Annotated in this window: 19 protein-coding genes; 8 read left to right on the forward strand and 11 right to left on the reverse strand. The window is 35.6% G+C overall.

Features of this window, described 5'->3' with window-relative positions:
* Positions 1-142 precede the first annotated feature (142 nt).
* From lon to V7P73_RS01790, 3 genes are all read left to right on the forward strand, one after another.
* A complete protein-coding gene (gene lon, locus V7P73_RS01780; RefSeq protein ID WP_333850957.1) occupies positions 143-2545 on the forward strand; it encodes an endopeptidase La in 2403 nt (800 codons plus the stop codon).
* Positions 2546-2667: 122 nt separating this feature from the next.
* Complete coding sequence (locus tag V7P73_RS01785; protein ID WP_333850959.1) at positions 2668-2805, forward strand: hypothetical protein; 138 nt, start codon at positions 2668-2670, stop codon at positions 2803-2805.
* Positions 2806-2808: 3 nt separating this feature from the next.
* Positions 2809-3036: a hypothetical protein gene (locus V7P73_RS01790; RefSeq protein ID WP_333850961.1), complete on the forward strand. Its 228-nt coding sequence runs from the start codon at positions 2809-2811 to the stop codon at positions 3034-3036.
* A gap of 39 nt (positions 3037-3075) precedes the next feature.
* Here V7P73_RS01790 and V7P73_RS01795 read toward each other — a convergent pair whose 3' ends face one another.
* The 6 genes from V7P73_RS01795 to rsfS all read right to left on the reverse strand — a co-directional run bounded on the left by V7P73_RS01795 (position 3076) and on the right by rsfS (position 8660).
* On the reverse strand, positions 3076-3870 hold the full coding sequence (locus V7P73_RS01795) for an alpha/beta hydrolase (RefSeq protein WP_333850963.1): 795 nt from the start codon (positions 3868-3870) through the stop codon (positions 3076-3078).
* A 163-nt stretch (positions 3871-4033) separates the two neighbouring features.
* Complete coding sequence (locus V7P73_RS01800; protein ID WP_333850965.1) at positions 4034-4687, reverse strand: phosphatidylserine decarboxylase family protein; 654 nt, start codon at positions 4685-4687, stop codon at positions 4034-4036.
* Between the two features lie 10 nt (positions 4688-4697).
* The gene (locus V7P73_RS01805; protein WP_333850967.1) at positions 4698-5573 is read right to left on the reverse strand and encodes a phosphatidate cytidylyltransferase; all 876 of its coding nucleotides are present in this window, start codon (positions 5571-5573) and stop codon (positions 4698-4700) included.
* A 9-nt stretch (positions 5574-5582) separates the two neighbouring features.
* Positions 5583-6161 (reverse strand): LUD domain-containing protein, encoded by a 579-nt coding sequence (locus V7P73_RS01810; protein ID WP_333850969.1) that lies wholly within the window; start codon positions 6159-6161, stop codon positions 5583-5585.
* Between the two features lie 133 nt (positions 6162-6294).
* Positions 6295-8256, reverse strand: a complete 1962-nt coding sequence (ftsH, locus tag V7P73_RS01815) for an ATP-dependent zinc metalloprotease FtsH (RefSeq protein WP_333850970.1) — start codon at positions 8254-8256, stop codon at positions 6295-6297.
* 41 nt (positions 8257-8297) lie between these two features.
* On the reverse strand, positions 8298-8660 hold the full coding sequence (rsfS, locus tag V7P73_RS01820; RefSeq protein ID WP_074236089.1) for a ribosome silencing factor: 363 nt from the start codon (positions 8658-8660) through the stop codon (positions 8298-8300).
* Positions 8661-8747: 87 nt separating this feature from the next.
* On the opposite strand from rsfS, the gene V7P73_RS01825 reads away from it, so the two are divergent.
* Positions 8748-9458 carry a biotin--[acetyl-CoA-carboxylase] ligase gene (locus tag V7P73_RS01825; RefSeq protein WP_333850972.1) on the forward strand — a complete coding sequence of 237 codons (711 nt, stop codon included), beginning with the start codon at positions 8748-8750 and terminating at the stop codon, positions 9456-9458.
* 150 nt (positions 9459-9608) lie between these two features.
* Here V7P73_RS01825 and V7P73_RS01830 read toward each other — a convergent pair whose 3' ends face one another.
* The 4 genes from V7P73_RS01830 to V7P73_RS01845 form a co-directional block, all read right to left on the reverse strand.
* The gene (locus V7P73_RS01830) at positions 9609-10703 is read right to left on the reverse strand and encodes an LptF/LptG family permease (protein ID WP_333850974.1); all 1095 of its coding nucleotides are present in this window, start codon (positions 10701-10703) and stop codon (positions 9609-9611) included.
* A gap of 53 nt (positions 10704-10756) precedes the next feature.
* Positions 10757-11887, reverse strand: a complete 1131-nt coding sequence (tgt, locus tag V7P73_RS01835) for a tRNA guanosine(34) transglycosylase Tgt (RefSeq protein ID WP_333850976.1) — start codon at positions 11885-11887, stop codon at positions 10757-10759.
* Positions 11888-11950: 63 nt separating this feature from the next.
* A complete protein-coding gene (locus V7P73_RS01840; protein ID WP_333850979.1) occupies positions 11951-12331 on the reverse strand; it encodes a DUF4296 domain-containing protein in 381 nt (126 codons plus the stop codon).
* 5 nt (positions 12332-12336) lie between these two features.
* Positions 12337-13053, reverse strand: a complete 717-nt coding sequence (locus V7P73_RS01845; RefSeq protein WP_333850981.1) for a polyprenol monophosphomannose synthase — start codon at positions 13051-13053, stop codon at positions 12337-12339.
* A gap of 143 nt (positions 13054-13196) precedes the next feature.
* Between V7P73_RS01845 and V7P73_RS01850 the strand changes: the two genes are divergently transcribed.
* From V7P73_RS01850 to V7P73_RS01865, 4 genes are all read left to right on the forward strand, one after another.
* Entirely contained in the window at positions 13197-13838 is a 642-nt protein-coding gene (locus V7P73_RS01850) for a DUF4271 domain-containing protein (protein WP_333850983.1), read from the forward strand.
* A gap of 21 nt (positions 13839-13859) precedes the next feature.
* Positions 13860-14600: a uroporphyrinogen-III synthase gene (locus V7P73_RS01855; protein WP_333850984.1), complete on the forward strand. Its 741-nt coding sequence runs from the start codon at positions 13860-13862 to the stop codon at positions 14598-14600.
* Between the two features lie 101 nt (positions 14601-14701).
* Positions 14702-16747, forward strand: coding sequence for a S9 family peptidase (locus tag V7P73_RS01860; RefSeq protein WP_333850986.1), 2046 nt, complete (start codon positions 14702-14704; stop codon positions 16745-16747).
* Between the two features lie 2 nt (positions 16748-16749).
* Complete coding sequence (locus V7P73_RS01865) at positions 16750-17094, forward strand: hypothetical protein (protein ID WP_333850988.1); 345 nt, start codon at positions 16750-16752, stop codon at positions 17092-17094.
* A gap of 55 nt (positions 17095-17149) precedes the next feature.
* Here the strand turns inward: V7P73_RS01865 and V7P73_RS01870 are convergent, their stop codons facing one another.
* The gene (locus V7P73_RS01870; protein ID WP_333850990.1) at positions 17150-17635 is read right to left on the reverse strand and encodes an SRPBCC family protein; all 486 of its coding nucleotides are present in this window, start codon (positions 17633-17635) and stop codon (positions 17150-17152) included.
* Between the last annotated feature and the right edge of the window lie 108 nt (positions 17636-17743).

Genomic DNA, 17743 nt, shown 5'->3' on the forward strand with positions numbered 1-17743 from the left:
TGACAAATTGTATCCTTTTTTCCTGTGGCATACCTCTTGTGAAATTATAATCCAACATAGAACCAGATTGATTTTCTAAGAAATATAGAGAATCAATCTTTACATCCATTAAGATTAATGACAATATGTCATCAACTATATTATGACAGAATTTGAAAATATCAATTTTGAAGAGATTCTTGATGAAGGTCTCGGAATAATTGCTGAAGAAATTAACTTCTCTGACTTCGATACTAAGGATAGCGATGAATCCCAAACGCTTTTCCCTATTCTTCCTGTAAGAAATATGGTAATGTTTCCGAAAGTGGTAACACCAATTACCGCTGGAAGAGAAAAATCCAAAAAATTGCTGGAAGACGCTCAAAAGGAAAACAAGTACATCGGAATCATCAGTCAGAAAAATCCGAATGAGGAAAATCCAACTGAGAAAGACCTTTATGCAATCGGAACTTTGGCTAAGATTATCAAAATCATCAAACTTCCAGAAGGTAATATTACTGCGATAACAAGAGGTGTTCAGAGATTCAAGGTTAAGAAATTTGTTTCCCAGGAACCTTATTTTTTAGCAGAAATCACCAAACAAAAAGATACGCAGCCAAAAGACAAAGAAGAATTCACCGCTTTGATGGATAACATCAAGGATTTGGCTGAGAAAATCATCAACATCGACCCAAACATTCCGAATGCTGCTCAATTTGCGCTTAAGAATATCGATGGACAGGAAGATTTGTTGAACTTCATCTCTGCAAACGGAAATTATCCTTCAGATAAAAAGCAAAAATTGCTGGACGAAAAATCCTTGCTTGGGCGTGCGAGAACTTTGTACGAATTGATGCATGAGGATTTCCGTCATTTGGAATTGAAAAATCAAATCCATCAAAAAACAAGCAAAGACCTTGACAAACAACAAAGGGAATATTTTCTAAATCAACAGATTAGAACGATTCAGGATGAGTTAGGAGGTGGAGCTGAATCTGATGCGGATGAAATCAAGAAAAAAGCGTCTAAAATAAAATGGAGTGCTGATGTAGAAGCGCATTTCCAAAAGGAAATACAAAGATTACAGAGACAACACCCAAATTCTCCGGACTTTAATGTTCAGAGAAATTATTTGGATTTCTTTACAGATTTGCCTTGGGAACATTACTCCAAAGACCATTTTGACCTTAACAAAGCCGAAAAACTTCTGGATAAAGAACATTTCGGATTAGAAGATATCAAGAAAAGAATTTTGGAACACATCGCTGTTTTGAAATTGAAAAATGATATGAAATCTCCGATTCTTTGTTTGGTTGGGCCTCCAGGAGTTGGAAAAACTTCACTTGGAAAATCTATTGCTGATGCACTTGGCAGAAAATATGTTCGAGTTTCGCTTGGCGGTTTGCACGACGAAAGTGAAATCCGTGGACACAGAAAAACATATATCGGAGCGATGGCGGGAAGAATTCTTCAATCCATCAAAAAATCCGGAACTTCCAATCCCGTAATTGTTTTGGATGAGATTGATAAAATAGGACAAGGCGTACACGGTGACCCAAGTTCTGCATTATTAGAAGTTCTTGACCCTGAACAAAATAACAATTTCTACGATAATTTCTTGGAAATGGGTTATGACCTTTCCAAAGTGATGTTCATTGCAACTGCTAATTCGCTTTCTACCATTCAAACACCTTTGTTGGACAGAATGGAAGTTATTAGCATTGCTGGTTATACTTTGGAAGAGAAAATCGAAATTGCCAAGCGACATTTGATTAAAAAACAACTTCAGGAAAATGGTTTGGATGCTAAATCCTTAAAACTAGGAAACCCTGAATTAAAACATATCATCGAAGCTCATACTTCGGAAAGTGGTGTAAGAAAGTTAGAAAAGAGAATTGCAGGAATTGCACGTTGGGTTGCGCTTCAGATTGCAATGGAAAAAGATTTTGACCCGAAAATTTCTGTAGATAAAGTTGACGAAATTCTTGGAGTTCCAAGACCGAAAACTTTATCAGAAATTACTGATGTTCCAGGCGTAGTAACTGGTTTGGCTTGGACAAGCGTCGGAGGCGATATTTTGTTCATCGAAAGTATTCTTTCCAAAGGAAAAGGCGGTTTGACAATGACCGGAAATCTTGGAAATGTGATGAAAGAATCGGCTACGATTGCATTGGAATTCATCAAAGCCCATTACGAGGAATTAGGAATTTCGGAAGATGATATCGAGAAGAAAAATATCCACGTTCACGTTCCGGAAGGCGCAACGCCAAAGGACGGACCTTCTGCCGGAATTGCAATGTTGACTTCTATGGTTTCTAGCTTTAAAAACAAAAAAGTGAAACCGCATTTGGCGATGACAGGCGAGATTACACTTCGTGGAAAAGTTCTTCCAGTTGGCGGAATTAAGGAAAAATTGTTGGCTGCAACAAGAGCTGGAATCAAGGAAGTGATTCTTTGTGAGGCGAATAGAAAAGATGTGGAAGAAATCAAAAAAGATTATCTGAAACAACTGAAAGTCAATTATGTAAAAAACATGAGTGAAGTTATAGAAATCGCTTTGAAGTAAGTATTTCCTTAAATTCATTTTAAAATATCATCCGTTTGTGAAATTTCGCAAGCGGATTTTTTGAAATTAGAAAAAGAATTAATTCAAATTTCAACTCAAAAACTATTCATCTTATAAAATATGTGAAATTTATTCTTTGCCTACTTTTCGGTTTGATGTTTATCAATGCTGGATTAGACAAGTTTCTGCATTATATGCCAATGCCGGAAATGAAACCGGAGCAAATGAAATTGTTTGCCGCTTTTGGAGAAATCGTCTGACTAATGCCATTAATTGGTGCGGTTGAACTGGTTGGAGGATTATTATTCATCATCCCAAAAACCAGAGCTTTGGGTGCGATTGTAATTTTGCCAATAATGATTGGGATTGTACTTCACAACTTCACTTTGTTTCTAACCCACGAAGGTAGAATTATCGCTGTTATTCTTTTATTAATCAATCTTTGGATACTGATTGATAACAGAAAAAAGTACGAAGTATTATTAAGCTAAAAAATGAAAGGGAAGATTGATTTAATCTTCCTTTTTGTATTATAATTGCTCAATTGCTTTCACCACTCTATCCTTGTCAACAACCATCGCTTGGATGTGTTCTCCGGAAAATTCTAAAAACTGCTTAGGTTCTGGTGCATTGTTATAAATGACTTGTCCGTGCTCAAAAGGAACTGTCGAGTCGCTTTTACTGTAAAGAAACAATTTTGGAAGTCCTTTCAAAGCTTTGATATCTTCTTTTACAGAATATGGAGAAACAACGTACCTCTCAATAACTTCTTTCATTTCCGGTTTAAATTTGATGGCAATATCTGTGAAAGATGACATTCCGCCGTCCAAAATCAGTCCTGAGATTTTGGATTGATTATCCTTAGCCAAGTGTGTCGAAATCTGAGCCCCCAAAGAAGCGCCATAAATATAGATTTTTGTATTCTTGACATCTTGGCGGGTCAATAGATAATCGAGCATTTTTTGACCATCTTCTGCAACATTCAGATGTGTTGGTTTCCCTGTTGATTTTCCGTAGCCTCTCACGTCCACCATTACAACTTGAAATCCGTCTTCTACTAAGGGTTTCGTGATGTATTGATAAGTCGAGATATTTCCGCTGGTTCCGTGGAAGAATAAAATGGTTTTTTTGATGGATTTTGATTCTGGCTTTAGAACTACCGCCGTGATGGTGTCCCCTATAACTGGTAAACTAACGTTTTCGATATTTTTGAATTCTAAAGGTTTCATTTCTTTCTTAGGTTGATAGAATTTGTCATCCATCTGAGCTTTAGAAAAGATTGATAATAAAATTAAGAATAGGGTGAAGAATACTGATGTTTTCATTGTTTTTAATTTATTTGATAGTTCAAAAGTATAGCGTTGGAACATCAAAAAGAAAATTATCAGACCGAATCGTTGAAAACCCAGACCGAACTGTAGAATTCCCGGATGAACAAAAAAAGAGACTTAATAATAAGTCTCTTTCTATTTTATAAATTTTGAAATTTTAATCTCTAAGTCTGGCAATTACATCCAAACCTCCTTTTGTCTTGTCTCCAATTTTACAAAGAATCTCTGTATCCAAAGGCAGGAAAACATCCATTCTGGAACCAAACTTGATGAAACCAAACTCGTGTCCGGCTTTAGCACTATCCTGAACATTACAATAGAAAACAATCCTTCTTGCAACATAACCAGCAATCTGACGGAAAACCACTTGATGATTGGTCAAACTTTTTACACCAACCGTAGTTCTTTCGTTTTCGGTAGAAGATTTTTCGTGCCAAGCAACTAGATATTTTCCTGGGTGGTATTTTTTGTAATTTACTTCACCACTTACAGGATAACGGCAAATATGAACATTCAACGGTGACATAAAGATAGAAACCTGAATACAATTGGCCTTCAAAACCTCATCTTCGAAAACTTCTTTTATCATTACCACTTTTCCATCTACTGGTGCAATTACATTTTCTATATGCTCCAAAATGGCTCTTGTTGGAACTCGAAAAAACCAGAAAATCAATCCTAACATTACCAACAATGGAATCAGAATAACCAAAGACCATAATTGTAAATAATAAATAGATATGGTTCCGATAAATGCAATGAACAAAATGGCAACAATCAAGGTTCCTTTCGATTCTTTATGAAGTTTCATATAATTAATTTTAAACTAATTTTTCTAAAATAAAATATAAGTAAATAACGGGTGCACAAATAATAAAACTGTCTAGTCTATCAAGAATACCACCGTGACCGGGAATAATGTTTCCGCTGTCTTTAACCGCAAAACTACGCTTTAACTGACTTTCTACCAAATCTCCCAATGGCGCAAATACGGAAACAAGGAATCCGACAATCATCCAATTCCCTCTCAGTTCAAGAAAATATTGTTCTACGAAGAATCCTAATATCAATGTCAAAACTACGCCTCCAGCAAAACCTTCCCAAGTTTTCTTTGGAGAAATTCTTGGCGCCATTTTATGTTTTCCGAAGAATTTTCCTGTGAGATAAGCAAAAGTATCACTGCTCCAGATCAAAACAAAAAGCATAAAAACTTCTAAAGTAAAAGATTTACTTGAATCCAATGTACTGAATTTCGGTAATCCTAAAGCAAAACCAAAAGGCAACGCCAGATAAACCACAGTAAAAATTAATTTACCATTTTCGAAATAAAGTTCACGGGAATATTTGAAAAGTGTAATCGCAGCAATTGGAATTAATGCCAAAGACAACATCTCACTGAAGTTATAATCAAAGAAAAAACCGTGGTAGAAAAAGCGTTTCGTGAAATTGTAATAGATAAATGCAGAAATCGGAAAAACCAGCCATTTGTAGATGCTGTTATCAAATTTCATAATCTTGATACATTCATAAAGACCTACAACAAGGAAGAATGTTATCAATCCGTAAAAAAGATATTGTTGCTTGACTTCTGGCAGAAAACTGCTGAACAGATACTCTCCCAAAGGTGTGGTGCAAATCGCTATAACCAGAACATATACAAGTCCCGAAACAGAACGCTGAATGAAATTTTTATCCAAAACTGAAATTTAATCTTCCAGCAAAAGTAAGAAAAGTTTGGTATTATCCTTATTCGGAGTATCCAATTTGGACTGACTCCCGCTGATAGAAGTCAAATTTTTAAGGTTTCCTGCACGTTTTACCTTCATCATAGCCTCGTTCAAATTGCTTGCTATCTGAGAAACATTCGCCATAATGATAATTTTACTTGGTAATCGTGAGGAATGATAATGTAGAATATTATTGTGTGACAGCATTATTCTGCCATCAAAAGCAATCAGGTATTCGCAAGTGATAAAAGCGGCGTCGTTATCTTCTGTAAGTTCAGGCGAGTTAGCCGTTTTGATTACATCAAGAAAATTTTTCAAATCCTGATCCCAGCAAAACACATTATTAATGTGCTCGATTTTTACAATCTGATTAAGTGTCTGCAAAGCTTCCGACTCGTCTGCACAATAATTGAAAAAGCCACCAGAATGCGTAAAAAGTTGTGCAAACTTATAATCCAAATCTGCATCGCGAAGTTGATCCGCCAGTTTTGTAACATCTGGTTCGGCCTCTTCGGGCTGGTTCATTATCTTATTTACGATTTTCTTAAACAGACTCAATTTCTGTGCTTTTTTATTAATTATTACAAATGTAAAGAATTATTATAATACTCTAAAAACCAAAACTTTATTTTAATAAAAAAATCCTAAATTATTTAGGATTTTTTTATTGTTTTATGAATAGATCATCAATTTAACTCTCTGTATTTAAGACATTTCCAGCATCAGCAGGGTTATCTACACTAGACACAGGTTTTTCAGTTAATTCTGGATCCCAAGCGCGTTTTCCAAAGATTTCTTCAAGATCTTCACGGAAAATCACTTCTTTTTCCAGTAATTTATTAGCCAAAGCATCTAGCTTGTCTCTATTTTCGGTAAGAATAGTAATTGCTCTTTGATATTGAGTTTCTACTAACTTCGATATTTCTTCGTCAATCAACTTTGCTGTTTGCTCAGAATAAGGTTTTCCGAAGCTATATTCAGATTGTCCTGAACTGTCATAGTAAGAAATGTTTCCTACTTTATCATTCAGTCCGTAAATAGTAACCATTGCTTGCGCTTGCTTGGTTACTCTTTCAAGGTCCGATAAAGCGCCTGTAGAAATGTTTCCGAAAACAGCTTGTTCTGCTGCTCTTCCTCCCAAGGTTGCACAAATCTCGTCTAACATTTGTTGAGTCGTCGTTAACTGTCTTTCTTCCGGTAGATACCAAGCTGCACCCAATGAACGTCCTCTAGGAACAATTGTTACTTTCAGAAGTGGTGCTGCGTGTTCTACTAACCAAGAGATTGTTGCGTGACCAGCTTCGTGGAAAGCGACTCTTCTTTTTTCAGAAGGTTTGATTGCTTTATTTTTCTTTTCAAGTCCACCGATGATTCTATCAACAGCATCCAAGAAATCTTGTTTATTTACAGCTTCGTGAGAATTTCTTGCCGCGATAAGAGCAGCTTCGTTACAAACATTCGCAATATCAGCTCCACTGAAACCTGGTGTTTGCTTTGCCAAAAATTCTCTATCGATAGAATCGTCTAATTTGATTTTTTTCAAATGCACATCGAAGATTTGTTTTCTCTCGTGCAATTCCGGAAGGTCTACATAGATAGAACGGTCAAAACGCCCGGCTCTCATCAATGCTTTGTCCAAAATATCAGCTCTGTTGGTTGCAGCCATTACGATGACATTCACATCAGTTCCAAAACCGTCCATTTCCGTAAGTAACTGATTCAATGTATTTTCGCGTTCATCATTACCACCTTGGAAACCGCCTTTTCCTCTTGCTCTACCTATCGCATCAATTTCATCGATGAAAATAATTGCTGGGGATTTCGCACGAGCTTGAGCAAAAAGATCTCTAACTCTGGAAGCTCCAACTCCAACAAACATCTCTACGAAATCTGAACCAGAAAGTGAAAAGAAAGGAACTTTAGCTTCACCTGCAACAGCTTTCGCCAGCAAAGTTTTACCAGTTCCTGGAGGGCCTACCAAAAGAACACCTTTTGGGATTTTACCTCCCAATTTTGTATATTTTTCAGAATTCTTCAAGAAATCTACAACTTCTTGCACTTCTTCTTTAGCACCTTCTAATCCTGCAACATCTTTGAAAGTTACTTGTAATTTATCTTTCTCATCAAATAATTTGGCTTTGGATTTTCCTATACTGAAGATTTGTCCACCAGGACCTCCTGCACCACCGCCCATTTTTCTGAAGATGAAGAAATAAATCAATGCGAAGAACCCTCCCCAAATCAATACCGTGAAGAATATCTCAGACATTCCGCTTTGGCTTTTCCCAAATTCCATTGTAGCGGGCTTCGGAAGTTTGGAATTGATTGTATCAAATTTCTCTTGAAAATATCTCAAATCCCCGTAAGTCAATACAAAATCCGGATTTGGCTTGATATTGATTACAGAAAGTGGGTCGCTTTTTTTCTCTCCTTTTTCTAATTCTGCTTTTGCTGTTTTGGTAAGATAAACATCGGCTTTGGAATTATCCTTGAAAACCATTATCTCGTTTACCTTGCCTTGTTGTACCAGACCGTAAAAATCTTTTTCATCTATATTTTTCACCATAGAATCTCCCAAAAGTCCTGGAAGAAAAATCAGTAAAATAAGTCCCAACAAAACCGGTATAAACCAATTGAATCCTTTGTTATTCATTCTTATTTTTTAAAAATTGTTGATGCAAAACGCATCTGTTTTTAGCTTTCTATTTTCGTGATTTTGGCATCTCCCCAAAGTTCCTCGATATCGTAATATTCGCGGATTTCTTTTTGGAAAATGTGAACCACTACAGAAACGTAATCTACCAAAACCCACATAGAGTTCTCAGTCCCTTCTACGTGCCAAGGTCTGTCGTTGAGTTCGTTTCTAACTTTTTTTTCTACGTTACCAGCGATTGCAGAAACCTGCGTGTTTGAGTTTCCACTGCAGATGATAAATGTTCCTGCTGCTGCGTTTTCTATGTTGGATAAGTCGAAGATTTGAATGTCTTCTCCTTTTGTATCTTGAATCGCTTCTACGATTTTGTCTACCAATAATTGTTTTTCTGTACTTTTACTCATTCAAAAAATTGTCTAATTTGCAAATTTATTGATTTTTATCTATTTATCTTTTGTTTAGTTCCTAATAATCTCTTAAAGTTTTCCTAAATGAGCCACATTATACATCTTGAAGAATGTTTTTCTACCAATGACGAAATTTTGTCTCTTTTAAGAGATGACGAATCAACTGCCGTTTTTACTTTTAATCAAACCAAAGGTCGTGGACAATATGGAAATGAGTGGCGCGTAATTCCTAATCAAAATCTTGCCTACAGCATCGCGATAAAAACTTCTAAAATCAATATCTCTGATACATCTCTCAATTATTATACCGCTATTATTGTTCGTGATTTTCTTGCCAATCTGACCAATGCCAAAGCTAAAATAAAATGGCCAAATGATGTTATTCTTAATGGAAAAAAAGTTTGTGGAATCCTTATCGAAAAAAAGAAAGTCAATCATCAGGAATTTTACATATTGGGAATCGGAATCAATATTTTACAAGAAGATTTTTCTCATATTCCTAAAGCAGGTTCGGTTTTGACTACCACAGGATTAAGTTTTGATTTGACGGAATTTGTAAGTCAATTTCATCAAAGTGTAATATCAAGATTAGAAAACTTTCCTTCTGAAGAGGAAATTTTGGATTACTACAACCAGAATCTGTTCAGAAAAGAAGAGATTTCGGTATTTGAGAAAAACGATGTGCGCCAAAATGGCATAATAAAAAACACTGACAAAAATGGTTTCCTTTGGATTGATTTGGAAAATGAAGGCTTGCAAAAGTTCTTTCACAAAGAAATTGCCTTATTATATTAGTCATTCTCTAACGCACTGAATTATCGCAGCCCGGCTTGAACGGAAATCCTTTTTTGCGTGTACTTCAATTTCTATTTATCCTGAAAGGGTCTGCAAAAAAGATTGGGAGTGGAAGACGGAAAAAGCTGCCCAAATAAAAACTTAATATAATTACTGATTCGCTCTTTTGATATAAAGATAAGCAGCAATGGGCGCAAATATGATATTTGGCAGCCACATCGCCAACAAAGGCGTTAAGGTTTTGTTCTCGGAAACAACGTTCAGAACTTGGAAAGAGAAGACGAATAAAAATGCCAAAGCGATTCCTAAAGCGAGGTTCAAACCTAATCCTCCACGTTTTTTTTCTGATGATAATGACAAGCCTAAAAACGTCAGAATAATAATAGAAACTGGCATTGATGTTCTTTGATAAAGTTCATTGTAAAAGGAAGTTACGTTATTATTCCCTTTCATTCTTTCACGCTTTATCATTTCTAATAATTCTGGCGTAGTTTTGTTTTGAGCTACCAGTTTGTCCGGAAATAGCTCGGAAGGTGGTAATTTGAAATCCTGAGTCTTTGTTGGTCCATTTCCTAGAATCTCTGTATTATCTTTTTTTACAGTTCTTTCCGTATAATTGCTGATAGCGAAGTTCTTTTTCTTCGCATCCCATTGGATATCAGTTCCTGTAATTTGATAAACCAAATTCTTGTTTTTATCAAATTTCTGATACATATAACCTGTCCCTCGATTTTCCTTTTTGTTGTAGCTGTTGACAAAGATATATTCGCTTGGATTGATGTTCGAAGCGATGGTCATATTTCCCAAAAGTTTTTCTTTATTAATCGCATTATAAGTGTAAGGTTCCAAAACATTTTTCTTGATATTGGACCAAGGCAAAATGAAGTGATTGACCGCCAAAGTGATAAATGCAATCAGCAAAGAAGTGATAAGATAAGGTCTTGCAAATCTGTGAAAACTCGCTCCACTGCTGACAATCGCAACAATCTCTGTATTATTCGCCATTCTGGATGTGAAGAAAATCACAGTGATAAAAACAAGAATCGACATAAATGTCAAAATCAGATTCATAATCCAAAATGGATAGAAATTCAGTAAAAAATAACCAACTGTAAATCCGTTGCTCTCAATCCTCGGGGTTTTTGCCTGAACATCCACCACCATAATAATCACAGATAATAACACCAACATAAAAATGAGGGTTCCCAAATATTTTTTGATGACGTAAAGGTCTATGATTTTCATCGAGTTATAATTGATAAATGATGATTGATAATTGATTTAAAATCTTTTTTCTTTTACAGCCTTTGTTTCAACTGCGGAATAATCGAATCTTTCCATTGATAAAAATCGCCGGCAACAATATGTTCTCTCGCTACTTTCACTAAATCGAGATAAAAAGCCAGGTTATGGATCGATGCAATTTGTTTTGCCAAATATTCTTTCGCTACGAAAAGATGACGCACATAAGCTTTGCTGTATTCTTGGTCCACATAACTTGTTCCAAACTCATCCAAAGGTGAAAAATCTGCTTTCCATTTTTCGTTTTTCATATTCATCACACCTTGCCAAGTGAAAAGCATTGCATTTCTGGCGTTTCTCGTTGGCATCACACAATCCATCATATCCACACCAAAACCAATACTTTCCAGAATATTCCAAGGTGTCCCAACACCCATCAAATATCTTGGTTTGTCTTTTGGTAAAATGTCCGTTACTTCATTTGTGATTCTGTACATTTCGTCTTCCGGCTCACCTACGGAAAGCCCGCCAATAGCGTTACCTTCTGCTCCAGCTTCTGAAATAACCTCAGCCGAAATTTTCCTCAAATCCGAATAACAAGAGCCTTGAACTATCGGGAACAATCTCTGTTTGTGACCGTACAATTCTTTGTTTTCTTCAGTCCAATCAATACATCTTTTCAGCCAACGATGCGTGAGTTCCATTGAGGTTTTCACAGCATTATAATCACTTGGATAAGCAATACACTCATCAAATGCCATAAAAATATCTGCCCCAATTTGTCTTTGGATTTGCATAGAAACTTCCGGCGACATAAAGTGCATACTACCGTCGATATGCGATTTGAATTTCACACCTTCTTCAGTAATTTTTCTGCTTTTTGCCAAAGAAAAAACCTGATAGCCACCAGAATCCGTCAAGATTGGTCTGTCCCAATTCATGAATTTGTGAAGTCCGCCCGCCTGCTCCATAATGTCCATCTTTGGACGAAGCATCAAATGGTAGGTATTTCCTAAAATAATTTGGGCTTTTATATCTTCTTTCAGTTCTCTCTGATGAACGGCTTTCACCGATGCAACAGTTCCAACTGGCATAAAAATCGGGGTTTGGATTTGTCCGTGGTCTGTCGTAATGACTCCAGCTCTCGCTTTGGACTCTGAAGTTTTTTCGATTTCAAAAAATTTCATTTGTAGATCTTAATTTTCGCTTCGGCTATTATTTTACCGAATAAAACTTGTTTGCTGTCACGATTATCTCGCTTGTGCAGGAACAGTTCCGTTTGCGTTAGTTTCTTTTAATTTCTTATTGATGTAAGCTTCCGCTTTTGGGTCTTTTGACTTGATTATGTCTTGAGCCTTATTCATAATATCTTTCAAATTTTCCGGCTTCGTCATATAATACTTATAACTGTCCGAAAATAATTGACCCTTGATATTATATTTCTTCAGAATAAATCTTGTCGCATTTTCTGTATTGATATTTCCTCCGATGTTGTAACTCTGATCATTGATGGCAAAATCTGCAATAATCTCAGACATTTTCTCTTCGGGCAAAATATGTGCAGGTTTCTGTATCGCTTCTTCGCAAGACAAAACACAGAAAATCATTGATATATAAAAGAAATATTTCATAATCACTACAATTTTCCGATTAGATTTTTCCATTTAAGATTCAAAACACCGAAAACAGCTTCTTGGATAATGCCGCCATTCATTTTACTTTCGCCTTCCGTTCTGTCTGTGAAAATAATTGGAACTTCCACAATTTTAAGGTTTTTCTTGAAAACACGGTATTTCATCTCGACTTGGAAACCGTAACCTTTCAGTTTGATTTTGTCTAAACCTATTGCAATCAATGTTTCTTTTCTAAAACAAACAAATCCCGCGGTTGTATCGTGAATCGGAAGTCCGAGCACAAAACGCACATATTTTGAAGCGAAATAAGAGAGCAAAACTCTTCCCATCGGCCAGTTTACCACATTCACACCTTGCGAATATCTGGAACCAACGGACATATCTGCATTTTTGCAGGCTTCATAAAGTTTGATTAAATCTTTCGGATTGTGAGAAAAATCGGCATCCATCTCAAAAATAAAATCATACTCGTTATGAATTGCCCACTGAAATCCGTGAATGTAAGCCTTACCCAAACCATCCTTGATTTTCCTAACAGTCAAGTGAAGTTGAAGTGGATATTTCTCTCTTAAGCTTTTTACAATTTCCGCAGTTCCGTCTGGTGAAGAATCATCTACAACCAAAATGTGAAAATCCTGTTGCAAATCAAAAACCGCCGAAATGATTTTTTCGATGTTTTCTTTTTCGTTGTAAGTTGGAATTATGACAAGTTTCTTCATCCGAGAAATAATTCGCAAAGATAATCTTTAATCGCTAATGATTTTTTGATGGATTGTAAATTAACTTTTTTTAACCAGAATATTTAATAATTAATTTTCCCATTAGCCATTTCTAATTCTTATTTTTGCAAAAATTTTTGAAGTTGATTAGAATCACGGAACATAATGATTGGGTGGTATACTGTATTCTTGGGAGTATCTTTATATACATTATTCTGTTGTCTGTTTTCCAGAGAGATGCCAATATCAAGGATTTATTGCTTCAGAAAATTGAAGATTCTAATAACCTTACGCCTTCTTGGGTCATCATTTCTATTGTAAAGTGTGTGATGACAGCACTTTTGTTATCTCAATTTGTCCCGATTGTTCCAAAGTTTTTATCAGAAATAAAATTCTTCGGATTTGAAATCAACAAATTCGGATTTACGTTTTTGACGTTGTTGAGTTTTGACATTGTAAGGAACATTCTCACTTTCTTTTTCTACTCCAGCGTTGGAAGCGCTAAAAATCTGAAAGAACTCACGTTGGTCTCGAGCAAATTCTATTTTTTGGAATCAATCGCTTTTATTGTGGCATCATTTGCACTGTATTACTTTCCGGTTGACTTGGTGAAATATTTCTATTTCATCATTGGTCTGGTTATTTTTTCTTTTATTTTGAAAAACTTAATATACTTATTCCACAAACAATCCATTTTGCCAGAAAACTGGTATTATAAATTTTTGTATATTTGCACGCTTCAAATAGTACCGGTATTGGTACTTTGGAAATTCTTATTTTATTAAATGTAACATACACATTTTAAGATGAAAATCAAATCTATTTTAGTGTCACAGCCCGCTCCGAATGAATCTTCACCTTATTTGGAAATAGCGAAAAAAGAGAAAATCAAAATTGATTTTCGTCCTTTTATACACGTAGAAGGTGTGGATGCGAAAGAACTCAGAACTCAGAAAATAGACCTGACTCAATATACAGGCGTTATTTTTACGAGTAAGAATGCGATTGACCATTATTTTCGTCTTGCTGAGGAAATGAGATTCAACGTTCCGGATTCTATGCGTTACATCTGCCAGTCGGAAGCAATTGCCAACTACTTGCAGAAACACATTGTTTATAGAAAAAGAAAAATCAGCTTTGGTGAGAAGAATTTTTCAGATTTAGCAGCTTTGTTCAAAAAACATCCTTCTGAAAAATATCTTTTACCTTCTTCTGATGTTTTGACACCAGAAATCCCGAAGGTTTTAGATGCTGCCAACCTAGACTGGACAAGAGCAATAATGTACAAAACAGTTCCAAGTGATTTGACGGATATCAACATCAAAGATTATGATATGTTAGTATTCTTCAGTCATCAAGGAATCAAATCTTTAGGAATCAATTTCCCGGATTTCAAACAAGAAGATACAAAAATTGCTGTTTTTGGGACGACGACTCAGGCAGCAGCCGAAGAAGCTGGATTGACTGTCAACGTAATGGCACCAACCAAAGAAACGCCATCTATGACAATGGCTATAGAAAAATACGTTAGAAGTATCAATAAATAATTATTGACCACATAAATCAAGACCGTCCCGAATTTTCGGGATGGTTTTTTGTTTACTTTTGTTACATCTGAAAATTCTTCAGACTAATACTTTCAAATAGAATGAACGCTCCACAAGCTAAAAAAATAGATAAACTTCTAGAAATCCATAACGATAAAAGAAATGATCCTTATTTCTGGATTAACGAAAGAGAGAATCCCGATGTGATCCAATATCTTGAGGAAGAAAATGCTTATACAGATTTTGTGATGAAGGATACCGAAGATCTCCAAAACGAATTATTTGAGGAGATGAAGGCGCGTTACAAAAAAGATGACGAGTCGTTACCATATTTTTTCAATGGATATTGGTACTTAGTTCGTTATGAGGATGGTAGAGAATATCCAATTTTTTCCAGAAAGTTTCAGACTTTGGAAAACGAAGAAGAAATACTTTTGGATGCCAATATTCTGGCGGGAGACGAAGCATTTTTCGAGACAGGAAGTATTTCTGTAAGTGTTGATAATGAAATTATTGCTTATTCTACAGATACAGTTGGAAGACGGATTTATACCATTTTTTTCAAGAATATCGTAACGGGAGAAGTTTACCCAGACATCATAGAAAACACTACTGGAAAAGCAGTTTGGGCAGGTGATAATGAACATGTTTTCTACATCAGAAAAGATACTAGCCTACGGGCATTCCAAATCTACCGTCATAAATTAGGAACAGATTCTTCTGAAGACGTTTTGATTTTCCACGAAGAAGATGAAACTTTTGATGTCAGCCTTTTCAAAACCAAATCATTGGAGTATATTTTCATCGCATCATCCTCCACTAACGAAGATGAGATGAGATTTATTCCAGCCAATGATGTTTTTGCGGATTGGAAGATTGTTCAGCCAAGAACAGAGGATTTGGAATATTCTGTAGAACATTATGAAGATGATTTTTTCATCATTACGAATGCAGATGATTCTACCAATTTCAAGATTGTAAAAACTAAAGTTGATAAACCGTCTATGGAACATTGGCAGGATTTCATTCCGCATAGAGAAAATATTTTGTTGGAAGGTTTTGAGATTTTCAAGAATTATTTCGTGATTGAAGAACGCGAAAAAGGTCTTTTACAAATTAATATTATTGATAATCAAAACAATAACTCCTATTATCTACCTTTTTCAGATCCGACTTACACTGCTTATATTGGTATTAATCTGGAGTTTGACACAGATATTTTGCGGTTCGGTTACACATCATTAACCAAACCAGCTTCCACTTTCGAATATAATATGAAAGAAAAAACCACCGCTCTTCTGAAACAACAGGAAGTTTTGGGAGGGAAATTCTTTGTAGAAAATTATATCTCAGAAAGAATTTGGGCAACTGCAAGAGACGGAAAAGAGGTTGCTATTTCTTTGGTTTATCATAAGGATACTAAAAAATCTGCTGGCACTCCATTGTTACTCTACGGTTACGGAAGTTACGGACACACAGTTGATGCAAGTTTTTCCAGCGTAAGATTATCTCTTTTGGACAGAGGTTTTATTTATGCAATTGCCCATATCAGAGGTGGGGAATATCTTGGTCGTGAATGGTATGAAGATGGAAAAATGCTTCAGAAAAAGAATACATTTTTTGATTTTATCGATGCAGCAAAACACTTAATATCAGAAAATTATACATCTCCAAAACATCTTTATGCAATGGGCGGAAGCGCAGGTGGATTGCTTATGGGAGCTGTGATGAATTACAATCCAGAACTTTTCAACGGGATTGTCGCGCAGGTTCCTTTTGTAGATGTAGTGACAACAATGTTGGATGAAACGATTCCTTTGACAACGGGAGAATACGACGAATGGGGAAATCCGAATGAGAAAGAATATTATGATTATATGAAATCCTACTCGCCTTACGATAATATAGAAGCGAAAAATTATCCGAATACTTTGATAACAACCGGTTTCCACGATTCCCAAGTTCAGTATTGGGAGCCTGCAAAATGGACGGCGAAATTGAGAGATTTGAAAACCGACAATAATATTTTGATTTTCAAAACTGATATGAGTTCCGGCCACGGTGGAGCAAGCGGAAGATTCGAAAGTTTGAAAGAAATTGCTTTGGAATATGCGTTTTTGTTTAAAATTGAAGGTTTAAAAAATTAATTATGACAGAATCCGAAATCTGGAAAAAAATAGAACACTTTTTTGAAGTTAACTTTCAAACTGAGAAAAACCCTCCAATAGAAACGCTTCTATTCATTATTGGTGTTCAGGAATTGGGAAGCGGACAACAGAAATTCACTAAAGATGATAAAGTCAATTTGGTTCACATCGCTGTTTGCAGGTTATTGGAACCTTTTGGATATTACAAATTCACGCATTATGAAGACGGTTGGCCACAATTCGAAAAGTTAGATGACCTCCCGGAATTGAAACCCAATGAACAATCGCTATTAATGAAAAAAGCGATTATCCAATATTTTATAGATGAGGAGATTGAGTTGATATGATAATTAGGTAATTTGTTGATTCTAAGATTAATATCCTAATCAACAAATTATCAAATCATTGATTTAACAAATTCTCCAACTGATTCAGTCCCATTATGAAACTTTCCTCAAATCCCATTTCAACAAGCTGATTCAGTTCTTCTTGGGAATTGAAATGCAGATTGAATGTCATTCTTGTGCCTTCATCGATTCCTGTGAAACCAATTAGCCAAGCCGTTTGTGGCAAATCTGTTTTGACTTTCCCTTTTTCATCTGCAAAAGCATCTGTCCAAGCAATACTTCTGTGAGGCATTATTTCGCCATAACTGGCTAAGGCAAATTCTTTTTCTCCATCCGGACCTTTCATTGCGTACAACCAAATACCATTTTCGCGGAAATCCATTTTTTCGGTTTCACATTGCCAAGGTTTTGGCGCCCACCATTGGTCAATCAATTCTGACTTTGTGAAGTAATCCCAAAGTGTGGAAACATCAGCTTTATAAACCTTCATTACATAAACTCCGGTGTCAGAATCCTTATTAAAAACAATTTCTGAGTTCATAACGATTTCTTTTTTATAAAATTAATATTAAAAAATCACACCAAAGTTTTCATATGGCAAAATTTTTGATTATTCACAATAAAATGTTAAATATTCTCGTTTTAAGAA

Source organism: Epilithonimonas sp., from assembly GCF_036780765.1.
In the GTDB taxonomy this organism is placed as follows: Bacteria; Bacteroidota; Bacteroidia; order Flavobacteriales; family Weeksellaceae; genus Epilithonimonas.